The organism is Tardiphaga sp. 20_F10_N6_6, from assembly GCF_052076045.1.
In the GTDB taxonomy this organism is placed as follows: Bacteria; Pseudomonadota; Alphaproteobacteria; order Rhizobiales; family Xanthobacteraceae; genus Tardiphaga; species Tardiphaga robiniae.
In genome coordinates, this window is the sequence record NZ_CP197239.1 from 3966798 (window position 1) to 3985495 (window position 18698).

The following is an 18698-nucleotide window of genomic DNA, read 5'->3' on the forward strand; positions in this document are numbered from 1 at the left end:
GCGTCAGCGTGATTCTGAAAAAGCAACAGCGCCACACCGCCAGCGCGAGTCCGATGTCTAGGGTTACCCTGACTCAACGCACAGAAAAAAACGCGCGGCTCTAATCACTTATCGGCATAGCGAAGCGGACCAGTTTGAAAACGCGGACTCCGCCCCTTCATTCGTAAATGAATTATGAATTTCTTTTTTCGCTGGATCGAATCTGCAACGGCACTGTCACATTACGATTCAGCGCGTTGATTCAAAACCTTGACGCATCGTCAAAAAAATCACGACGTGTTCCGGGCTGCGCAAGTGAGGCTTTTGCGGGGCACCTGAAAAATGATTCCGTTGCGAGAAACCGGGCGTGCTGTATTTCTTTAATCACTCGCGGCGCCCGCGGTTCTTCAGATCAGAGCGATTTAAGAACCAGGACGGACCTTAGGATCAGCGACGGTCTTCAGGTTAGCGACACCTTCCAAGCTTTGATCGGATCGCAGCCCATAGCAATATGGGAAGGGTTGTTCTGTGTCGAAATTTCTCGGGTATCCATTCGGATGCTTTGAAAAGAAATGCGCACCGGCCAATCGCAACCAGCAAAGCTGACGGTGCGGAAGTAAGCGGGCAGGCGAGCGGGCAAGACGACGATACGGGAATACGACTGAACGAGTTTCGATGTTCAGCGTTGCGGACTGACTTTGAACCACATGTGAACTGACATCTTGCCGCGAGCGACCGCGGTGAGCGGGGGAGGCTTTATGCGCAAATCGACCACGACAGCATTCCAGCGACCGCGATCTGCGTCTCGTTCAGATACGGCGACCCACACCTCCGCCCACGTTCCCGACAGACCCTCCAGTACGCGCTGACCTCGCGACGAGGTCCTCTTCGACATCACTGATCTGACCTCGGCCGGATGGCCGTTGGCGGAGCTGTGCCCGAAGACGACGCGTCACACGAGGTCGCACCGCGTCTCCATACGCGGACATTCATCGGCAGCGTTGTGCCGGACACTCACTCTATCTGAAAAGTTCTCTGACAATGGCTAATATGGAACAGGATCACTGGTCTCGCGTGAAAGGTCGGCTGCGGTCGACGGTTGGCGAAGACGTTTACTCCAGCTGGTTCGCGCGGATGGATCTCGAAAGCGTGCAGGACGACAGCGTCCATCTTTCGGTACCCACCCGATTCCTGAAGAGCTGGATCCAGGCCCACTATGCCGAGCGCGTGCTAAACGCCTGGCAGGCCGAGATGCCGCAGGTTCACCGCGTCGACCTCACCGTGCGCTCCGCAATGCGCAACGTGGCGCCCGCCAACAAGGAAGCCGCAGCGCCGACCGAAGCGCGCCGCACCGAGACGTTCAACAACCGTCCCGCGCCCGAACTCCGCGCCACGGCCACCGCGCCGGTGTCCGCAAGCCATGAAGCACTCGGCGGCTCGCCGCTCGATCCGCGCCTGACTTTTGCGAGCTTCGTGCTCGGCCGCGCCAACACGCTGGCCCATGCTGCCGCGCGTCAGGTCGCCGAAGGTCGCCGCGGCGATCCGGTGATGTTCAACCCGCTTTACATCCATGCCGGCGTCGGCCTCGGCAAAACCCATCTGTTGCAGGCCGTGACCTGGGCTGGCAATTCCGGCCCCGACCGCAAGGTGCTGTATCTCACCGCCGAGAAGTTCATGTACGGCTTCGTCGCTGCGCTGAAGACGCAGACGGCGCTCGCCTTCAAGGAAGCGCTGCGCGGCATCGACGTGCTGGTGATCGACGACATGCAGTTCCTGCAGGGCAAGACCACGCAGGCCGAATTCTGTCACACACTGAACGCGCTGATCGATGCCGGCCGCCAGGTGGTGATCGCCGCCGATCGTCCGCCGTCGGATCTGGAAAGCCTTGACGAACGCGTGCGTTCACGCCTCGCCGGCGGTCTCGTCGTCGAAATGAGCTCGCTCGGCGAAGAGCTGCGCCTGGGCATCCTGAAGTCGCGCGTTGCCGCGGCCCGTGCACATCATGCCTCGTTCGACGTACCGGAACCGGTGCTGGACTATCTGGCCCGCACCATCACCCACAATGGCCGCGATCTCGAAGGCGCAATCAACCGCCTGCTGGCGCATTCGAAGCTGAACGCCACGCCGGTGACGCTGGAAATGGCCGAACGCGAAGTGCGCGACCTGATCCGTCCGCAGGAGCCGAAGCGGATCAAGATCGAGGACATCCAGCGTGTCGTCGCGCGCCAGTACAACGTCAGCCGGTCCGACCTCCTGTCGTCGCGCCGCACCGCCAATGTCGTTCGCCCCCGTCAGGTTGCGATGTATCTGGCCAAGACCCTGACGCTGCGCTCGCTGCCGGAAATCGGCCGCCGCTTCGGTGGCCGCGATCACACCACCGTTCTGCATGCCGTACGCAAGATCGAGGCGCTGGTCGGCAAGGACGTGGCCCTGCAGGATGAGGTCGAAACGCTGAAGCGCCAACTGCAGGAGTAAAAGCGTCCCCGCCCCCGACGCGCCAAAGCGTGCGCCGGGGCAGGACGAGGGTGTTAACCGTCAAAACATTGGGGGCCGGAAGCGCATCTCTCTTGCGCTTCCCGGCCATCCACGCCACCTTGCGGTCCCCCGCGGGATTGAGCAAAATCCACTTGATCGAGCTTGCGGGTGTCATCGCCGCGGCGCCCATTCGGGCCGCCAGGCATTTCCACACGACACCGGATTGAATCGGGCGGGTTTTGTTATGAAGGTCACCGTCGAACGCGCGCAACTCCTGAAGTCGCTGAGCCACGTGCATCGCGTGGTCGAGCGCCGCAACACGATTCCGATCCTGGGAAACGTGCTGATCCGCGCCGAAAATGCCCGGCTGTCGCTAAAGGCCACGGACCTCGACCTTGAAGTCACGGAAACCCTGGCCGCCGAAGTCGGCACCGCCGGTTCCACCACCGTGCCCGCGCATATGTTTTACGACATCGTCCGCAAACTGCCGGATGGCTCGCAGATTGTGCTCGAAGCCGATGGCGATCGCTCGGTGATGGCGATCCGCGCCGGCCGTTCGCGCTTCACGCTGCAGACGCTGCCGGAGAATGATTTCCCGGATCTCGCCGCCGGCGAAATGACGCACTCGTTTGCGCTGCCCGCCTCCGACGTCAAGCGCCTGATCGACCGCACGCAGTTTGCGATCTCCACCGAAGAGACCCGCTATTATCTCAACGGCATCTATCTCCACGCCGCCGGCACCGCGACCGCGGCAACCCTGCGTGCCGTCGCCACCGACGGTCATCGTCTGGCACAGATCGACCTCAAGCTGCCCAAGGGCGCCGACGGCATGCCGGGCGTCATCGTGCCGCGCAAGACGGTCGGTGAAGTGCAGCGCCTGATCGAGGATCTGGAAGCCGAGATCACCATCGAGCTGTCGCAGGGCAAGATCCGCTTCACGCTCGGCAATGTGGTTCTGACCTCGAAACTGATCGACGGCACCTTCCCCGACTATGGCCGCGTGATCCCGCAGAACAACGACAAGGAACTGGTGATCGACAAGAAGGATTTCGAGAATGCGGTCGACCGCGTCTCGACAATCTCCAGCGAGCGCGGCCGCGCCGTGAAACTCGCGCTGTCGGCGGGCAAGCTGGTGCTGTCGGTTACAAATCCGGATTCCGGCAGCGCGACGGAAGAGCTCGAGGTCGAATACGCCTCCGACGCGCTCGATATCGGTTTCAACTCGCGCTATCTGCTCGACATCGCTGCCCAGATCGAAGGCGAAGTCGCCGTGCTGCGCCTCGCCGATCCCGGTTCGCCGACGCTGGTACAGGACAAGGACGCCAAGGGCGCCCTGTATGTGCTGATGCCGATGCGGGTGTGAGTTCCTTCAGGTGCCGTCCCCGCGAAAGCGAGGACCCATAGCCTCCGAAGAACTAGTTGCAGCCAGGTAGCCACGACTCTGCCGTTTTATGCCGGCCGTGGTCATGGATCCCCGCCCCGCATGCGCCTTCGGCGCACTAGGCGGGGATGACAACGGAGATTGGCGCAGCGCGTTGCGACGACTTTAGCTGAGTCCCATATTCACGAATGACCGCCTCCCGCATCCATCGCCTGTCGCTCACCAATTTCCGCAGCTATCGCGCGGCGTCGCTGGAGACATCGGCGGACATGGTCGCCCTCGTCGGTCCGAACGGCGCCGGCAAGACCAATTGTATCGAAGCGATCTCGTTTCTGTCGCCCGGCCGCGGCCTGCGCCGCGCGACGCTCGAAGACGTTGCGAATAACGAAGGCGACGGTTCCTGGGCTGTGTCGGCGACTGTCGAGGGTGAGGTTGGTCTCGCCACACTCGGCACCGGCATCGATGCCCCCGCGGCAGAAGGTGCGTCCACCAGCCGTCGCTGTCGTATCGACCGCGAGCCTGTCGGTTCTGCCGCAGCGTTCGGCGATCACCTCCGCATGGTGTGGCTGACGCCAGCCATGGACCAGTTGTTCATGGGCGCCGCCTCCGAACGCCGGCGCTTCTTCGACCGCCTCGTGCTGGCCATCGACAAGGATCACTCCGGTCGCGTCTCCGCACTCGAGCGTAGCCTGCGTTCGCGTAACCGCTTGCTCGAAGACCGGAACAGCGACGCCCACTGGCTCGATGCCATCGAGCGGGAGACAGCCGAACTCGCGGTTGCCGTCGCCGCGACGCGCGGCCAGACTGCAATGCGGCTCGGAGAGATGCTGCGCGTGCGCGGCGAAGCCTCGGCCTTTCCATCCGCACTCATCATGCTCGACGGCTGGATGGAGAATGCGCTGGTCAATGAACCGGCCACGGCGGTCGAAGATCGTTATCGCCAGATCTTGCGCGATGGTCGCCCGCGTGATGCCGCCGCCGGCCGCACGCTCGACGGCCCGCATCTCACCGATCTGCAGGTGATCTATGCGCCGAAAAACATGCCGGCACGCGATGCCTCCACCGGCGAACAGAAGGCCCTGTTGATCGGGCTCATCCTCGCCCACGCCACGCTGGTCGCCGAGATGACCGGCATCACGCCGCTCCTGTTACTTGACGAAGTCGTCGCCCATCTCGACCCTGATCGGCGCAAGTCGCTGTTCGGCGAACTCTCGAAATTGGGCGCCCAGGTCTGGATGACCGGCGCCGATCCTGTTGCTTTCGCAGAAATCGGCCCATCCGGCGAGATTTTCGACGTCGCCAATGGGCATATCGCGCGGCGCCAGCCGGCCGGTTGAACCAAAGCAACACCTCCTACAACTCACTCTAAGTGCCCCGCGCAAATAATGTCGCTGCCCTTGTGGGCAGCGCTTTTGCATGCACGCAAGCAAACGCCGGAGGCTTTCAGTGATGTTTTCAAGCAAGCGCGGGATACAGCTCCCGGCCAGACACTGCCTGTTGGCCCTGCTCGTCAGCACCGCCATCGCCGGCGGCTCGCTGGCCTGCCGTGCGGAAGACGGCCTGGTGGATGTGAGAACGCTGCCGCATATCGAAGGCGCGATGGCCCGGCCTGAAGCCACCAAATACCCCAATCTCAGCGCCAGCTATTTCGGCGCAGGCAGCGTCGCAGACACCATTGCCAATACCGGAAAATTACTCGCAGCCGATGGCTGGATCGCCTACACGCCGCCACTCGAGGGATCAGATCGCAGCCGCTGGTACAAGAAGGGTGCGCAGAGCGTGTCAGCATCCTTCATGACTGACGGCAGCCGAACGGATCGGTCGGGCGTCAGCTACAGCTCGCAGCGCCTGGAAGTGAACCTGCCTTTCCCCGATCGCGCGACCGATATCGTCTATGACGAACGGCGGCCGTATCTTGGATGCACGACGGCTGAAACGGTCGATGCAACGCTGGCTTTCTTTCAGAAAGAACTCGCTGCTTTGGGCTGGTCGCCGCTGTCCGCGAGTGCTGCGGAGACCCGTTGGCCAGACGCGAAGATCGACGAGACGAGCGCGAATGGCGTGCGTGTCTATTTTACCCGCGACGGTAACACGCGACAATTGCCGGTGATGCTGAGCTTACAGCGGAGCGCCGATAACAAGACCAGCGTCGAAATTCGCGTCGCGCCCTTCGCTCTCCCGCAAGATCTCGCTGCGGGTCCTGAATCCGCAGGCTTGCCGCGGCCGGAACGCATCAAATCTGCCGGAACCACCGGCAGCGCAGATTCCGTCAAGCGCGAAGCACATGCGCTGATCCCGGCCGAGCTCGGCCCCGTGCTCGCCTTCTATCGCCGCGAACTCGGCAAGAAGGGCTGGATCGAACAGAGCAAGGACACCGTCGTTACCACCGATCGCGCCTCGCTCGCATTCACCTCGCCGGAAGAGACGGCAACGCTGCGGATCGGTCGCAAATACGATCTGACCACCGTGCAGATCGACGTACAAATTCTGCCATCTGTGATCGCGGCGCGCGCGAAGGCCAAAAAGGAAGCAGACGACCGCTTTATCAAGGATGCACTCGCGTTCGGGCAAGCAGCTATTGCCGAGGCGGATGCGAAACGTGCTGCAGCGCAAACCGCACGCGGGCCGGAAACTGCGTTGCGCGCGATGGACGGTTCGAGCACACCGATTCCCGTCCCCGACACCACCAGCGAGATCGACTTCGACGGCGCCGATGGCAGGCTCGCATTCACGAGCTCCTCGAGTGTCAGCGCGCTGGCGGATTTTTACCGCAGCGGAATGAAAGCGCTCGGCTGGAAGAGCACGCCGTCGGTCATCAACAATCCCAATATGGTGGTGTTGAATTTCAGCAAGGCCAAGCAAAGCATCTCGCTGACGGCGATGCAGATGGGCCCGAAGGTCAATGTCACGGCGACAGGCTCGGGCCTGAGGGGCGCGCCTGTCGCACCCGTTGCCGGCAACACGACCACGGGCAACGCCAAGAGCGCCGAACAGGTTCTCGAGTCCGATGGCGACACCGATTATCCCACACCGAAACAGCGGACGTTGCGATCGCTGGGTACTTCAGGGCTGCCAGGCGGCGCGCCGTTCAGACATGAGTTGAGTGCATCTGTGCCTGCGGGACTGGACTCGGTTCTGGCGTTCTACCGACGCGAACTCACGCAGCGACAGTGGCAGGAAGACACGAAGAACGCGGTCATCAAACCCGACAGCGCCATGCTGGCCTTCAAGGCGCCCGATGGTCCCGCCACGCTGAAACTGGAACGCCGCAACGACGAGACCACGGTCAGTCTAGTGGTGCGCCATCCCGCAGAAGCGACGAAGGCGGGCATCCTGCCTGCACTGGGCAAGGTTCGGCTGCTGTTCGGCAATATGGGTGACGCGGAAGTGTCGGTCAGCGTCAATAACAAGACGATCAAGGTCGCGCCCGGCGTGGGCGGACCGCAAAATCCGAACGGGCCGACGATGGAACTGCCGCCCGGCGCCTACAAGGTCACGATCAAGGCCGCGGGCAAGCCCGCACATGACAGTACGATCAAGGTGGCGGCCAACGACAGCTGGGGCCTGATGGTTGGCCCTGACGGTCGGGATATCCTCCCGCTCCAGCTCTACTGAGGACAAAGCGTGCAAGCGCGTCAGCGCGCGCGTCCGCCACTGCATTGGGCCATGAGAAATCGTCTGTTGTAGACCACGTTCGACAGCATAAATATCTGGCCATGCTGGTATTTTTGGCCATTCATCTGTCGCGGATCGCGCGCGCATTCGGAAACGAAATGCGGTCGCTTCCGATTCCCGGACCGCGCATGATCGATGAGGCCGAATGCATCTGTTCGGTGCTGCTGGCGATCGTCTTGTCGCACGCCATCGGCGCGGAGAATGTCGGCTGGGCCGCATTCTCCGGATACATGGTAATGCGCTCGCACGTCGCCGAAAGTTTTACGCGCGGCATCCTTCGCGTGATTGGGACGCTCGCTGGCGCAGGACTCGCACTTGCTGCTGCGCCTTTACTGCTGCGCCAGCCGGTGTCGCTGAGTCTCGGTCTTCTGATCGGCGGCAGCATCACCCTCTATTTCGCTATCGTCGGCCACCGCGCCTATGCCTGGCTGTTCACCGGGCTCACTTTCCTGATGGTGCTGATCGAAGGCATGGAACATGCGCGGGAGCCGATCCTGCGCTTTGCCTCCACGCGCGTGCTCGAAGTGCTGGCCGGTACCACCGCCTGCGTCATCGTCAGTGCGATCTCGACCTGGACAGTGCGGCGCGCGCTACCGAATCCGGACAACAATCTGCGCGCCAAGCCGGTCGACCAGCCGACGCGGCAATGGCACGCCACGGTGGCGCGTCACGCCTTGGTCGGCGGCATTGCATTGGCGCTGATCCCGTGGGCCTGGCTCTGGCTCGGCATCCCCTCGCTCAGCCAATCCAGCATCACGATCTTCGCGGTCATGCTGGTACCGGCCGCGTCGCTAGCGGAAGGCATGCTCAGCCCGGTCTCGTCGCGCATGATGAACCGTCTGATAGGCTGTCTCGCCGGTGGCTTGCTCGCCAGCGCGATCCTGCTGGTCAGCCGCCATTCGCCGGTCGTGATGACCATCGGGCTCGCGCTCGGCGTCATGATCGGCCGTCACATCGAAAATGGCCCGCCCTCCATGAGTTATGCGGGCCTGCAATTCACTTTGGCCTTCCTCGTGGTGCTGGTGCCTGACAACTACGCCAATGCCGCCCTGGAGCCCGGCTATGACCGCCTGTTCGGCATTCTGTTCGGGATGGCGTTACTGGAGCCGGTGGTGCTCATCGCGCATCTGATCGCCCGGCGCAGCCTCAAGACGAATGCCGACAAACCGGTTGCGGGACTGGCTGACAAATAGCCTTCGGAATGCACGCAAGCCGGGCATTTTCGACGCCCGGAACAGGCGCGAAATCGGACTGCTAAAACGACCTCAAATCGTCTTGAAATGGTGCCAAAAAATCCTATTTATTCAATAACTTGCTGCGCGTTACTTTGCGCTAGGCGCAATGCGCCTTTCATGGCACAAATAGAGCGATTCAAGCGCCGTTTTCCGCGCTGATTCGGCACACCTTCGAAGGCCCCTACATGACTGAACCAGCCCGGCAACCCATCGCCGACACTGAGCATGCCATTCCCATCGAATACGGTGCGGAATCGATCCGGGTCCTGAAGGGACTCGACGCCGTCCGTAAGCGGCCGGGCATGTATATCGGCGATACCGACGACGGTTCGGGCCTGCATCACATGGTCTACGAAGTCGTCGATAACGCGATCGACGAGGCGTTGGCCGGTCATGCCAGCGCCGTCGAAGTCATTCTGAATGCCGATGGTTCGGTGACGGTGCGCGACGACGGTCGCGGCATCCCCGTCGACATCCACAAGGGCGAAGGCATCTCGGCAGCCGAGGTCATCATGACCCAGCTCCACGCCGGCGGAAAATTCGACCAGAACTCCTACAAGGTGTCCGGCGGTCTGCACGGCGTCGGCGTCTCTGTCGTGAATGCACTGTCGAGCAAGTTGATCCTTCGCGTCTGGCGCAACGACAAAGAGCACCGCATCGAATTCGCCCATGGCGACGCGGTGGCGCCGCTCTCGGTGGTCGGCGATGCCAATGGCAGGCGCGGCACCGAAGTGACGTTCTATGCCTCGGCGGAAACCTTCACGACACTCGAATATGATTTCGCGACGCTTGAACATCGTCTGCGCGAACTCGCCTTCCTGAATTCCGGTGTCAACATCAGATTGTCGGATCTGCGTCATCCGGTCGAGAAGACCGAGAACATGATGTATGAGGGCGGCGTCGAGGAATTCGTCAAATATCTCGACCGCAACAAGAAGGCGATGGTGCCGACGCCGATCGTAATGCGCGCCGAACAGGGCGGCATATCAGTCGAAGTCGCGATGTGGTGGAACGACAGCTACCACGAGAACGTCCTCTGCTTTACCAACAACATCCCGCAGCGCGATGGCGGCACCCATCTCGCCGGCTTTCGCGGCGCGCTGACGCGCCAGGTCAATGGCTATGCCGAAGTTGTCGCCAAGAAGGAAAAGATCGCGCTGACCGGCGACGATTGCCGCGAAGGCCTCACTGCCGTGCTGTCAGTGAAAGTGCCCGATCCGAAATTCTCGTCGCAGACCAAGGACAAACTCGTATCCTCGGAAGTGCGCCCGGTGGTCGAGAATATTCTCAACGAAGCCCTCGCCTCGTGGTTTGAGGAACATCCGACCGAAGCCAAGATCATCGTCAGCAAAGTGATCGAAGCCGGCGCCGCCCGCGAAGCCGCCCGCAAGGCCCGCGAGCTGACCCGGCGCAAGGGCGCGCTGGATATCGCCTCCCTGCCCGGCAAGCTGGCTGACTGTCAGGAGCGCGATCCCGCCAAGTCCGAACTGTTCATCGTCGAGGGTGACTCGGCAGGCGGCTCTGCGAAACAGGGCCGCAACCGCGAATTCCAGGCCGTGCTGCCGCTGCGCGGCAAGATCCTCAATGTCGAGCGCGCGCGCTTCGACAAGATGCTCGGCTCCGAACAGATCGGCACGCTGATCACGGCGCTCGGCACCGGCATCGGCCGCGACGACTTCGACCTGTCGAAACTGCGTTATCACAAGATCATCCTGATGACGGACGCGGATGTCGACGGCGCGCATATCCGCACGCTGCTGCTGACGTTCTTCTTCCGCCAGATGCCGACGCTAATCGAAGGCGGCTATCTCTACATCGCGCAGCCGCCGCTCTACAAAGTGACGCGCGGCAAGTCCGAGCAGTACCTCAAGGACGAGCGGGCGCTGGAAGACTACCTGATCGAGACCGGTCTCGACGACTGCATCTTCAAGCTCGCTTCGGGCGAGGATCGCACAGGCCGCGATCTGCTGGCGCTGGTGGAAGATGCCCGCATCATCCGCGGCACGCTCAACAATCTGCATTCGCGCTATAATCGCAAAGTCGTCGAGCAGGCTGCAATCGCTGGCGTGCTCAATCCGCGGGTCACCGCTGATCTCGCCACCGCCAATGCCGCTGCCGACTACATCGCCAAGCGGCTGGACGCGCTGGCCGACGAAGTCGAGCGTGGCTGGATCGGTGAATTCCGCGAAGGCCAGGGCTTCTTCTTCGAACGCACGATTCGCGGTGTGAAGGACGTCTCCTTCATCGACGACGCCCTGCTCGGCTCCGCCGATGCGCGCAAGCTCGACGAATATGCCAGCAGCCTGCAGGAAGCCTATCCGAAATCCGGTGTCCTGCGCCGCAAGGACATCGAATTCCCGATCCACGGCCCTGTCAGTCTGTTCGAGGCTGTCACCGACGCCGGCCGCAAGGGCGTGGCCCTGCAGCGCTACAAAGGTCTGGGCGAGATGAATCCCGGCCAGCTCTGGGAAACCACGCTCGACACCAATGAGCGCTCGCTGCTGCAGGTCCGGGTCAAGGAAGTCGACGAGGCCGACGACATTTTCACCAAGCTGATGGGTGATGTGGTCGAACCGCGCCGCGAATTCATTCAGGACAATTCGCTCAGCGCGAATGTGGACGTGTAAGCAGACCGCTCTCCAGAGATAAAACTGAAAAGCCCGCCATTCTGGCGGGCCTTTTGCGTTTATCCTACTTCTTCACCAGCGGGCAGCGCGACTGCGCCAACGGCTGGAAGGCCTGATCTGCCGGGATCGTGGCGAGCAGCTTGTAGTAATCCCACGGCGCCTTGGACTCGGTCGGCTTCTTCACCTCGAACAGATACATGTCGTGGACCATACGACCGTCTTCGCGGATCTTGCCATTCTTGTAGAACACGTCATTGATGGGCAGTTCGCGCATCTTCTTCATCACCTCTTCGGTGCTATCGGTGCCGGCGGCCTGAACGGCTTTCAGATAATGCAGCACCGATGAATAGGTGCCGGTCTGCAGCATGTTCGGCATGGCGTTCACTTTCTCGTAGAAGCGCTTCGACCACTTCCGCGTCTCGTCGTTCATGTCCCAATACGACGCCTCGGTGATCGTCAGCCCCTGAGCCTCTTTCAATCCGAGACCGTGAACGTCGTTGATAAATCCCGCCAGCGCCGAGAGCTTCTGGCCGCCTGCCGTCAAGCCGAACTCTGCCGCCTGCTTGATCGAATTGATGGTGTCGCCGCCGGCATTGGCGAGAGCCACAACCTTGGCCTTGGACGACTGCGCCTGCAGCAGGACGGAGGCGAAGTCCGCGGTCCCGACCGGGTGTTTCGTCGCACCGGCGACCTTGCCGCCCGAAGCCTTGACGACATCGCCGGTGTCCTTCTCGAGGCCTTGACCGAACGCATAGTCCGCCGTCACGAAATACCAGGTATCGAAACCCTGGCTGACTAGCGCCTTACCTGTGCTGTTCGCGATCGCGAATGTGTCATAGGCCCAATGAACCACATAGGGTCCACACACCTCGTTCGTGATCCGGGTCGATCCCGGCGAGCTCAGCGTGATGATCTTCTTCTTCTCCTTGGCGATCTCGAGCACGGCCAAGGCAGGCGATGATGACGCAACGTCGAGAATGGCATCGACCTTGTCGGTATCGAACCATTTCCGTGCAGCGTTGGCGGCAATGTCCGGCTTGTTCTGGTGATCTGCGAATACGACTTCGACCGGCATGCCGAGGACCTTGCCGCCGAAATCCTCCACCGCCATCTGCGCCGCAGTCACGGCACCCTTGCCGGTAATGTCGGCATAGACGCCCGACATATCCTCGATCGCGCCGACACGGACGACGCCATCCGAGACCTGTGCGTTCTGCGCCAAAGCAGAGGCGGTGCAAAGAAAAACGCTGACAATCGCCGTCGTAAAGCACGCACCCAGTTCAGATCGTCTCATATCATCCACCCTTTTACGTTTTTGATTTTTCAATACGCCTGCGACGCGCGATCTCTCCAAAGACCTATCGCATCGTCACTTCTCGTTTCCTCTGTTCGCAAACGCAGCCAGGCCACGCTTGGCATCCGCACTCGTGAACGTGCGCTGACCGAGCGCGGCCTCCACGCGAAATGCTTCTGCGAGCGGCAGGTCCTGAAGCGTCAGCGCCGCTTCCTTGATGGTCTGGATGGCGATCGGACTCAGTGCCGCGATCTTGGCTGCCATCTCATAGGCCAGCGGTTCGACTTGATCGGAATCGACAACCCGGTTGACGACGCCTTTGGCAAGCATGTCATCCGCGGAAAAGCGCTCAGCCGTCAGCATGATCTCCATGGCATGCGCGTAGCCGATCTGCCGGACCAGGCGCACGAGCGTGCCTCCCGCCGGCACGAAGCCGTGCTTCGGTTCGGGCAGTTGAAAGACAGCGTCGCGTGCCGCAATCCGGATATCCGTCGCCAGCATGATCTCGAACCCGCCGCCCATGCACATGCCGCGAATGGCGCTGATGACCGGCTTATAGAATCCGGGAAACTTGATGTGGGCCGGATCCCAGGCAGAGATGTCGATTGTGTCCGCCGCGAGTGCAGGAATAGACTCCCGAAGGTCAGCACCGACGCAGAAGGCGCGATCGCCCGCACCGGTCAGCACCACGGCCCGGATCTCATCGTCATCCTTGATGGCGTGGAATGTCCGGCCGAGGTCATCATACATGGCGAGCGTCAGCGCATTCATCTTGTCCGGCCGGTTGATCCGGACCGTTGCGACGTGACTGTCCTTGGTGAAATCAATCGCCATCAGATCGCTCCCGACGCCTTGAGACGCGCCAGTTCGGTCGCCGTGACATCCGCCAACCGGGAGAGAACCTCTGCATTGTCCTCGCCAGGCAGCGGCGCTTTTTCGAACGACATCTGCCCCGCACCGGATAGCTTGATCGGCAGACCGAACATGCCGATCAGCTTTCCTGCGATCGGAACGTCGACGATCATGTTGCGTGCGGCGATATGCGGATCTTCGACCACCTCGGCGATGGTCTTGATGGCGCTGAGCGGGATCTTGTCACCCGCCATCTCCTCGAGTTCGGCCTTGGTGTAGTTCGCGAACCAGCGTTCCAGCAGCGGCTTGACCTTGGTCTCTGCCACCGCGTGGTCGAACCGCTTCTCCATCGTATCGATGGCAGGATCTTTGGCCTGTTCCGGCTCGCCGAACAGCATGCAGGTAATCGCCCAGAACTTGTCGGTGTAGCCGCCGAAGAAAACGTAGCCGTCCTTGCAAGGAAACTGGCCATAGGGCCGAACGAACGGATGATCGTTACCCAGTGGCGAGGCGACCTCTTTCTGCGCGGTGTAACGGACCACCGCGTTCTCGGTCAGCGTCAGCACGGAATCCTGCTGGGAGACATCGACCACCTGGCCGACGCCGGTCTTCTCCGCCTCTCGCAATGCTGCAAGCGTTCCGATAGCCGCATAGAGGGAAGCGGCGAGGTCGCCGATGATGGTGCCGACGCGAACGGGCGGCATGTCGGCATAGCCATTCATCGACCACAGTCCGCCGGCCGCCTGCCCCGTATTGTCATAGGCCGGCTTGGATGAATTGGGTCCGGTGCGGCCGAAGCCGCTAATCGCGGTGTAGACGAGCCTGGGATTGATCTCGCGCAGCACCTCGTAGCTGAGGCCAAGCTTGTCCATCGTGCCGGGGCGGAAGTTCTCGACGAGAATGTCGGCCTTCTGCACCAGCTTCTTCAGCAGGGCTTTGCCATCATCGGATTTGAGATTGAGCGTGATACCCCTCTTGTTGCGGTTGAACTGTGTGAAGAACGCGCTGAGTTGCTCATCGTCGTTGCCGACGAAGGGTGGAAAGGTCCGCGCATAATCCGGCTCTCCGGGATGCTCCACCTTGATCACGGTGGCACCCAGGTCTGCGAACAACATCGAGCAGAATGGACCTGCGACAACACGCGTGATGTCAAGCACCGTCACGCCCTTGAGAGGACCGTTGCGCTCCTTGAGCCCACCTATCTTTTCTGCTGTGTTCACATCATCCTCCCAGTCCATACGAATATCCGCCGACAACATCGGCACGCATGGTTTTCGTACAAGAGCATGAGTATCGAAGATACATTTTCATACCCGCCGGCCGTGCAGGCGTGACGCCTGCACGAAGTTGCGTTGCACAAAGTGGCGTTAGAACGCCTCCACTTTTTCCGAACGCAGCTTCTCGAGAACTTCCTTGGCGCGATCAACACGCACGTCGTGATTGGCGGCGAGCGCGGCGGCGACCTTTTCGATCTCGTCGCCGGTGGCACCGGCGACGATGGCAATGTTGCGCGCATGCAGTGCCATGTGCCCTTTCTGGATGCCTTCGGTGGCCAGCGCACGAAGCGCGCCCATGTTCTGCGCCAGACCGACGGCAACGGCGACTTCCGCCAGCTCCTGCGCACTCTGCACGCCAAGTATCTTCAGGGCCGCTCGCGCGGCGGGATGGGTCTTGGTGGCACCGCCGACGAGGCCGAGCGCCATCGGCATCTCAATGGTGCCGACGAGATTGCCCTTGCCATCGATTTCCCAATTGGTGAGCGAGGTGTAGCGGCCGGAGCGCGAGGCCCAGACATGGGCGCCGGCCTCGATGGCGCGCCAGTCATTGCCGGTCGCGACCACGACGGGATCGATACCGTTCATAATGCCCTTGTTGTGGGTCGCAGCGCGGTAGGGATCGACGATTGCAAACGCGCAGGCCTCGACGATGCCGCGGGCGATCCGCTCGCCATCATATTCCTCGGTCTTCAACGCCTCCGGCGTCACTGACACCATTGCGCGGGCGATGCGCAGATCGGCATAGTTCGACAGAATGCGCAGACGCACGGTTCCGCCTGTGATCTTCTCGATCAGCGGCGCGACCGTCTCCGCCATCGTGTTGACGGTGTTGGCGCCCATGGCATCGCGCACGTCGACGATGAGATGCACGGCCATCATCGGCCCTACCGATGTGTTTTCGAACACATGCACCTCGACGTCGCGGCAGCCGCCGCCGAGCGAGATCAGCACCTTGTCTTTGGTATTGGCCGCCTCAAGGATGGCATCGCGCTCGCGTAGCACGCGCGCACGGGCGCCGTGCACGTCGGCGACACCCAGCACCTGCACCTGCGCACGCATGATCGGCGCGGAGCTTGAGGTCTGGAAACCGCCGCATTTGCGAACGATGCGCGCCATATAGGACGCCGCGGCCACCACCGACGGCTCCTCGACCGCCATCGGAATCAGGTAATCACGGCCGTTCACGGTGAAATTGGTGGCGATACCCACCGGCAGTTCGAAAGTGCCGATGACATTCTCGATCATGCCATTGGCGAGTTCGAGCGGCAGCGCGCCGGGGCCGAAGGCCGCGCGCTCGGTATCACCGAGCGAGGTCGCGTCGATCACACGGCCCAGCCTTTCGGCAGGCGCGAGATTACGCAGATTTTCCAAACGCGAATTGATCTTTCCGGGCTGTTCGCCCGACTTCGAACCGGCCATTGCGGCGCCTCCCACACAGGGTCTTCTGTTGGCGGCACGTTAGGCATCCGCGGATGAGGTCCGAAAGAGACAGTTTTGAAATATTGTCCTAGACTGTACCCATTGCGATATGACCTCTCTATTCGCGGATGCAGTATTCTTCCGTGCAAATGGAGCGCAGACCAGGTCCATCTGCGCGAAGACATGAGACTGGACGATTGAATTCAATCTTGTCGCTCGAGAAAGGTACGGTTCTGATGGACCGTCCAGCACTGCACCTGGAGGCATTGCTTGACTGCTTCTCGTGAGCCGTCCGACCGCAGCACAACGCTGGCCGAGACTTTGGCCGGCCGGTTGCGTGTGCAAATCCTCTCCGGCGCATTGCCGGAAGGCAACCGCCTGCCCTCGATCAGAAAGGCCGCCGGGGAATTTGGCGTGTCGAAGAACACCGTTGTCGAAGCCTATGACCGGCTGGTGCTTGGCAATCTCGTCGCAGCAAAGGCAGGCTCCGGTTTCGTGGTCATCTATCGCGGCGATGATGGCGGGCGACCGAAACACGTGAGCGAAGCCGTCGACATCGCATCGCTGCTAAGTGCCCAGCTCTCGCAGAATTTCGAGATCCGCGTCGGCGACGGACGGCCGCCGGCGTCGTGGACGGAGCAATCGGAGATTAAGCGCCATCTGAGCGGGACCGGACGGATCCTGCCGGCCGCCGCTGATGCCTATGGCTCCGCGCTCGGATTCCTGCCGCTCCGACAACAGATTGCATTGCGGCTGCAAGCCCAACAAATCGCGGCGAAGGAAGACGGGCTTCTACTCACATTCGGAGCCAATCACGCGCTCGACCTGATCATCCGCGCGATGCTGTCGCCTGGCGATGCGGTGCTGGTGGACGAGCCCGGCTATTATCCTCTGTTCGCCAAGCTCACGCTGGCGCAGGTTCGCATCGTGGGCGTTCGCCGCCTGGCGGATGGGCCGGATGTCGACGACCTCGCCGCAAAGATCCAGTCGGAGCGGCCGAAGCTGTTTTTCACGCAGTCGCTTGGCCACAATCCGACTGGAGGATCGATCACGCTGCCCGTGGCGCATGCGGTGCTTCAGACGGCGATGCGATCGAACCTCGTGATCGTCGAGGACGACCCGTTTGCCGATCTGCCGATGGCGGTGAACAGCCGGCTGGCGACGCTCGATCAGTTGAACAATGTGATCTCGATCGGAACCTTTTCGAAGACGCTGTCGGCGAGCCTGCGATCGGGCTTCATCGCGGCCCGCAGCGACCGCATCGCGACGCTGGCCGAATTGAAGATGCTTACCACCGTTAACAGTTCAGGCCATGTGGAGCGACTGCTGCACCGGCTGCTCGCGGACGGCCACTATGAACGGCACCTGAAGCGGCTGGGACAGCGGAGTGAAGCCGCCATGGGCCAGGTGCGCGCCAATCTCGTGCGCGGCGGACATCCGCTCTATGCCGACGCACGCACGGGCTATTACCTGTATCTGCTGCTGCCGGACGGAATCGACGACATGGCGCTGGCGCGCGAAGGCGCGAAGGACAGCATCTTCATCGCGCCGGGAAGCCTGTTCTGCCTCGACAAGAACAGTCGGCTGGCGCGGGCGATCAGAATCAATGTGTCGCGGGCGGACAATCCAAAATTCTACGAATTTCTGCTGCGCCGGCTGCAATAGACGCCGCGACGCCTTCAGGTCGCTTCCTCGGTATAGGGCGCCAGCACATCCAGCAGATCCCGGCCCCGCGCCGGGGTCGGCTCCACCAGCGCGCGGTTGGCGACCGAATCCAGATGCGAATGCATCAGCGACATCGCCTTGTTGGCATCGCCCTCCTGAAGCGCCTCGATGATCGCGATATGCTCGCTGATGCCGCATTCCGACGAATGCGGGCGACTGAACAGCGACAGTGTCAGACAGCAGCGATAGGCGATCTCGCTGACATAGCGGACCAGCACCGGACTGTTGGTCATCGACGCCAGCATGATGTGAAATTCAGTCGCCAAGCGAATGGACACGGCGTTCGGCCCGTCATGCGCCTCGCGCTCCGCCTCGACATGCGCCTTGAGGCGCGCGATCTGACTGCTGCTGAGCTTGCCGGCGATCTTGCGGACGATCAGCCGTTCGAGATCCATCCGAATGTCGAAGATGTCGCGCGCGTCCTGCCAGCTCGGCGTCACGACTACAGCGATGCGGTTACGTCGCAGCTCCACAAGCCCCTCGGACGCCAGTTGCCCGAGTGCATAGCGCGCAATGGTGCGGCTAACGCCGAAGCGCTCACCCAAGGAGTCCTCGGGAAGCTTGGCGCCGGGTTCCAGAGCCTGCTCGATGATCGCCCGCCGCAGCGCGCGGCAGATCACCCCAACCTTGTCTTTTGAATTCGGCGCTTCTGGCATTCAGATCGAACCTGTCGCGATTTGGGCATTCCGGGCCGTGCCCGAAGTGCATGCAATCGAGGAGAGTGACTGCCCAATAATTCCTCAGGGAATGGCGAGCGAA

12 protein-coding genes are annotated in these 18698 nt (G+C 61.7%); 7 read left to right on the forward strand and 5 right to left on the reverse strand.

Annotation, left to right across the window (positions count from 1 at the left end; translation table 11 throughout):
* Positions 1–1020: 1020 nt before the first annotated feature.
* The 6 genes from dnaA (at position 1021) to gyrB (ending at position 11372) form a co-directional block, all read left to right on the forward strand.
* On the forward strand, positions 1021–2454 hold the full coding sequence (gene dnaA, locus AB7813_RS19100; protein ID WP_089263412.1) for a chromosomal replication initiator protein DnaA: 1434 nt from the start codon (positions 1021–1023) through the stop codon (positions 2452–2454).
* A gap of 244 nt (positions 2455–2698) precedes the next feature.
* Positions 2699–3817 (forward strand): DNA polymerase III subunit beta, encoded by a 1119-nt coding sequence (dnaN, locus tag AB7813_RS19105; RefSeq protein ID WP_089263411.1) that lies wholly within the window; start codon positions 2699–2701, stop codon positions 3815–3817.
* A 206-nt stretch (positions 3818–4023) separates the two neighbouring features.
* Positions 4024–5172, forward strand: a complete 1149-nt coding sequence (gene recF / locus AB7813_RS19110) for a DNA replication/repair protein RecF (RefSeq protein ID WP_184512397.1) — start codon at positions 4024–4026, stop codon at positions 5170–5172.
* A gap of 160 nt (positions 5173–5332) precedes the next feature.
* Positions 5333–7450 (forward strand): hypothetical protein, encoded by a 2118-nt coding sequence (locus tag AB7813_RS19115; protein ID WP_441228261.1) that lies wholly within the window; start codon positions 5333–5335, stop codon positions 7448–7450.
* A 158-nt stretch (positions 7451–7608) separates the two neighbouring features.
* Entirely contained in the window at positions 7609–8703 is a 1095-nt protein-coding gene (locus AB7813_RS19120) for an FUSC family protein (RefSeq protein ID WP_439065332.1), read from the forward strand.
* 227 nt (positions 8704–8930) lie between these two features.
* Entirely contained in the window at positions 8931–11372 is a 2442-nt protein-coding gene (gyrB, locus tag AB7813_RS19125; RefSeq protein ID WP_439065333.1) for a DNA topoisomerase (ATP-hydrolyzing) subunit B, read from the forward strand.
* Positions 11373–11436: 64 nt separating this feature from the next.
* On the opposite strand, the gene AB7813_RS19130 is transcribed toward gyrB, so the two are convergent.
* The 4 genes from AB7813_RS19130 to AB7813_RS19145 form a co-directional block, all read right to left on the reverse strand.
* Complete coding sequence (locus tag AB7813_RS19130) at positions 11437–12666, reverse strand: ABC transporter substrate-binding protein (protein WP_439065334.1); 1230 nt, start codon at positions 12664–12666, stop codon at positions 11437–11439.
* A gap of 75 nt (positions 12667–12741) precedes the next feature.
* A complete protein-coding gene (locus AB7813_RS19135; RefSeq protein WP_439065335.1) occupies positions 12742–13500 on the reverse strand; it encodes an enoyl-CoA hydratase/isomerase family protein in 759 nt (252 codons plus the stop codon).
* A complete protein-coding gene (locus AB7813_RS19140; protein WP_439065336.1) occupies positions 13500–14738 on the reverse strand; it encodes a CaiB/BaiF CoA transferase family protein in 1239 nt (412 codons plus the stop codon). The genes AB7813_RS19135 and AB7813_RS19140 overlap by 1 nt, the downstream gene beginning before the upstream one ends.
* 147 nt (positions 14739–14885) lie before the next feature.
* Complete coding sequence (locus tag AB7813_RS19145) at positions 14886–16214, reverse strand: hydroxymethylglutaryl-CoA reductase, degradative (RefSeq protein WP_439065337.1); 1329 nt, start codon at positions 16212–16214, stop codon at positions 14886–14888.
* 270 nt (positions 16215–16484) lie between these two features.
* On the opposite strand from AB7813_RS19145, the gene AB7813_RS19150 reads away from it, so the two are divergent.
* Positions 16485–17879: a PLP-dependent aminotransferase family protein gene (locus AB7813_RS19150; protein ID WP_441228262.1), complete on the forward strand. Its 1395-nt coding sequence runs from the start codon at positions 16485–16487 to the stop codon at positions 17877–17879.
* A 14-nt stretch (positions 17880–17893) separates the two neighbouring features.
* On the opposite strand, the gene AB7813_RS19155 is transcribed toward AB7813_RS19150, so the two are convergent.
* Positions 17894–18595: a GntR family transcriptional regulator gene (locus tag AB7813_RS19155; RefSeq protein WP_120287567.1), complete on the reverse strand. Its 702-nt coding sequence runs from the start codon at positions 18593–18595 to the stop codon at positions 17894–17896.
* Between the last annotated feature and the right edge of the window lie 103 nt (positions 18596–18698).

What these genes read in the sequence shown, in the direction of transcription:
- AB7813_RS19130 (WP_439065334.1), bottom strand. Translation starts at nt 12,666, where the DNA reads ATGAGACGATCTGAACTGGGTGCGTGCTTTACGACGGCGATTGTCAGC.
- recF (WP_184512397.1), top strand. Translation starts at nt 4,024, where the DNA reads ATGACCGCCTCCCGCATCCATCGCCTGTCGCTCACCAATTTCCGCAGC.
- dnaN (WP_089263411.1), top strand. Translation starts at nt 2,699, where the DNA reads ATGAAGGTCACCGTCGAACGCGCGCAACTCCTGAAGTCGCTGAGCCAC.
- AB7813_RS19145 (WP_439065337.1), bottom strand. Translation starts at nt 16,214, where the DNA reads ATGGCCGGTTCGAAGTCGGGCGAACAGCCCGGAAAGATCAATTCGCGT.
- AB7813_RS19155 (WP_120287567.1), bottom strand. Translation starts at nt 18,595, where the DNA reads ATGCCAGAAGCGCCGAATTCAAAAGACAAGGTTGGGGTGATCTGCCGC.
- AB7813_RS19135 (WP_439065335.1), bottom strand. Translation starts at nt 13,500, where the DNA reads ATGGCGATTGATTTCACCAAGGACAGTCACGTCGCAACGGTCCGGATC.
- dnaA (WP_089263412.1), top strand. Translation starts at nt 1,021, where the DNA reads ATGGCTAATATGGAACAGGATCACTGGTCTCGCGTGAAAGGTCGGCTG.
- gyrB (WP_439065333.1), top strand. Translation starts at nt 8,931, where the DNA reads ATGACTGAACCAGCCCGGCAACCCATCGCCGACACTGAGCATGCCATT.
- AB7813_RS19120 (WP_439065332.1), top strand. Translation starts at nt 7,609, where the DNA reads ATGCGGTCGCTTCCGATTCCCGGACCGCGCATGATCGATGAGGCCGAA.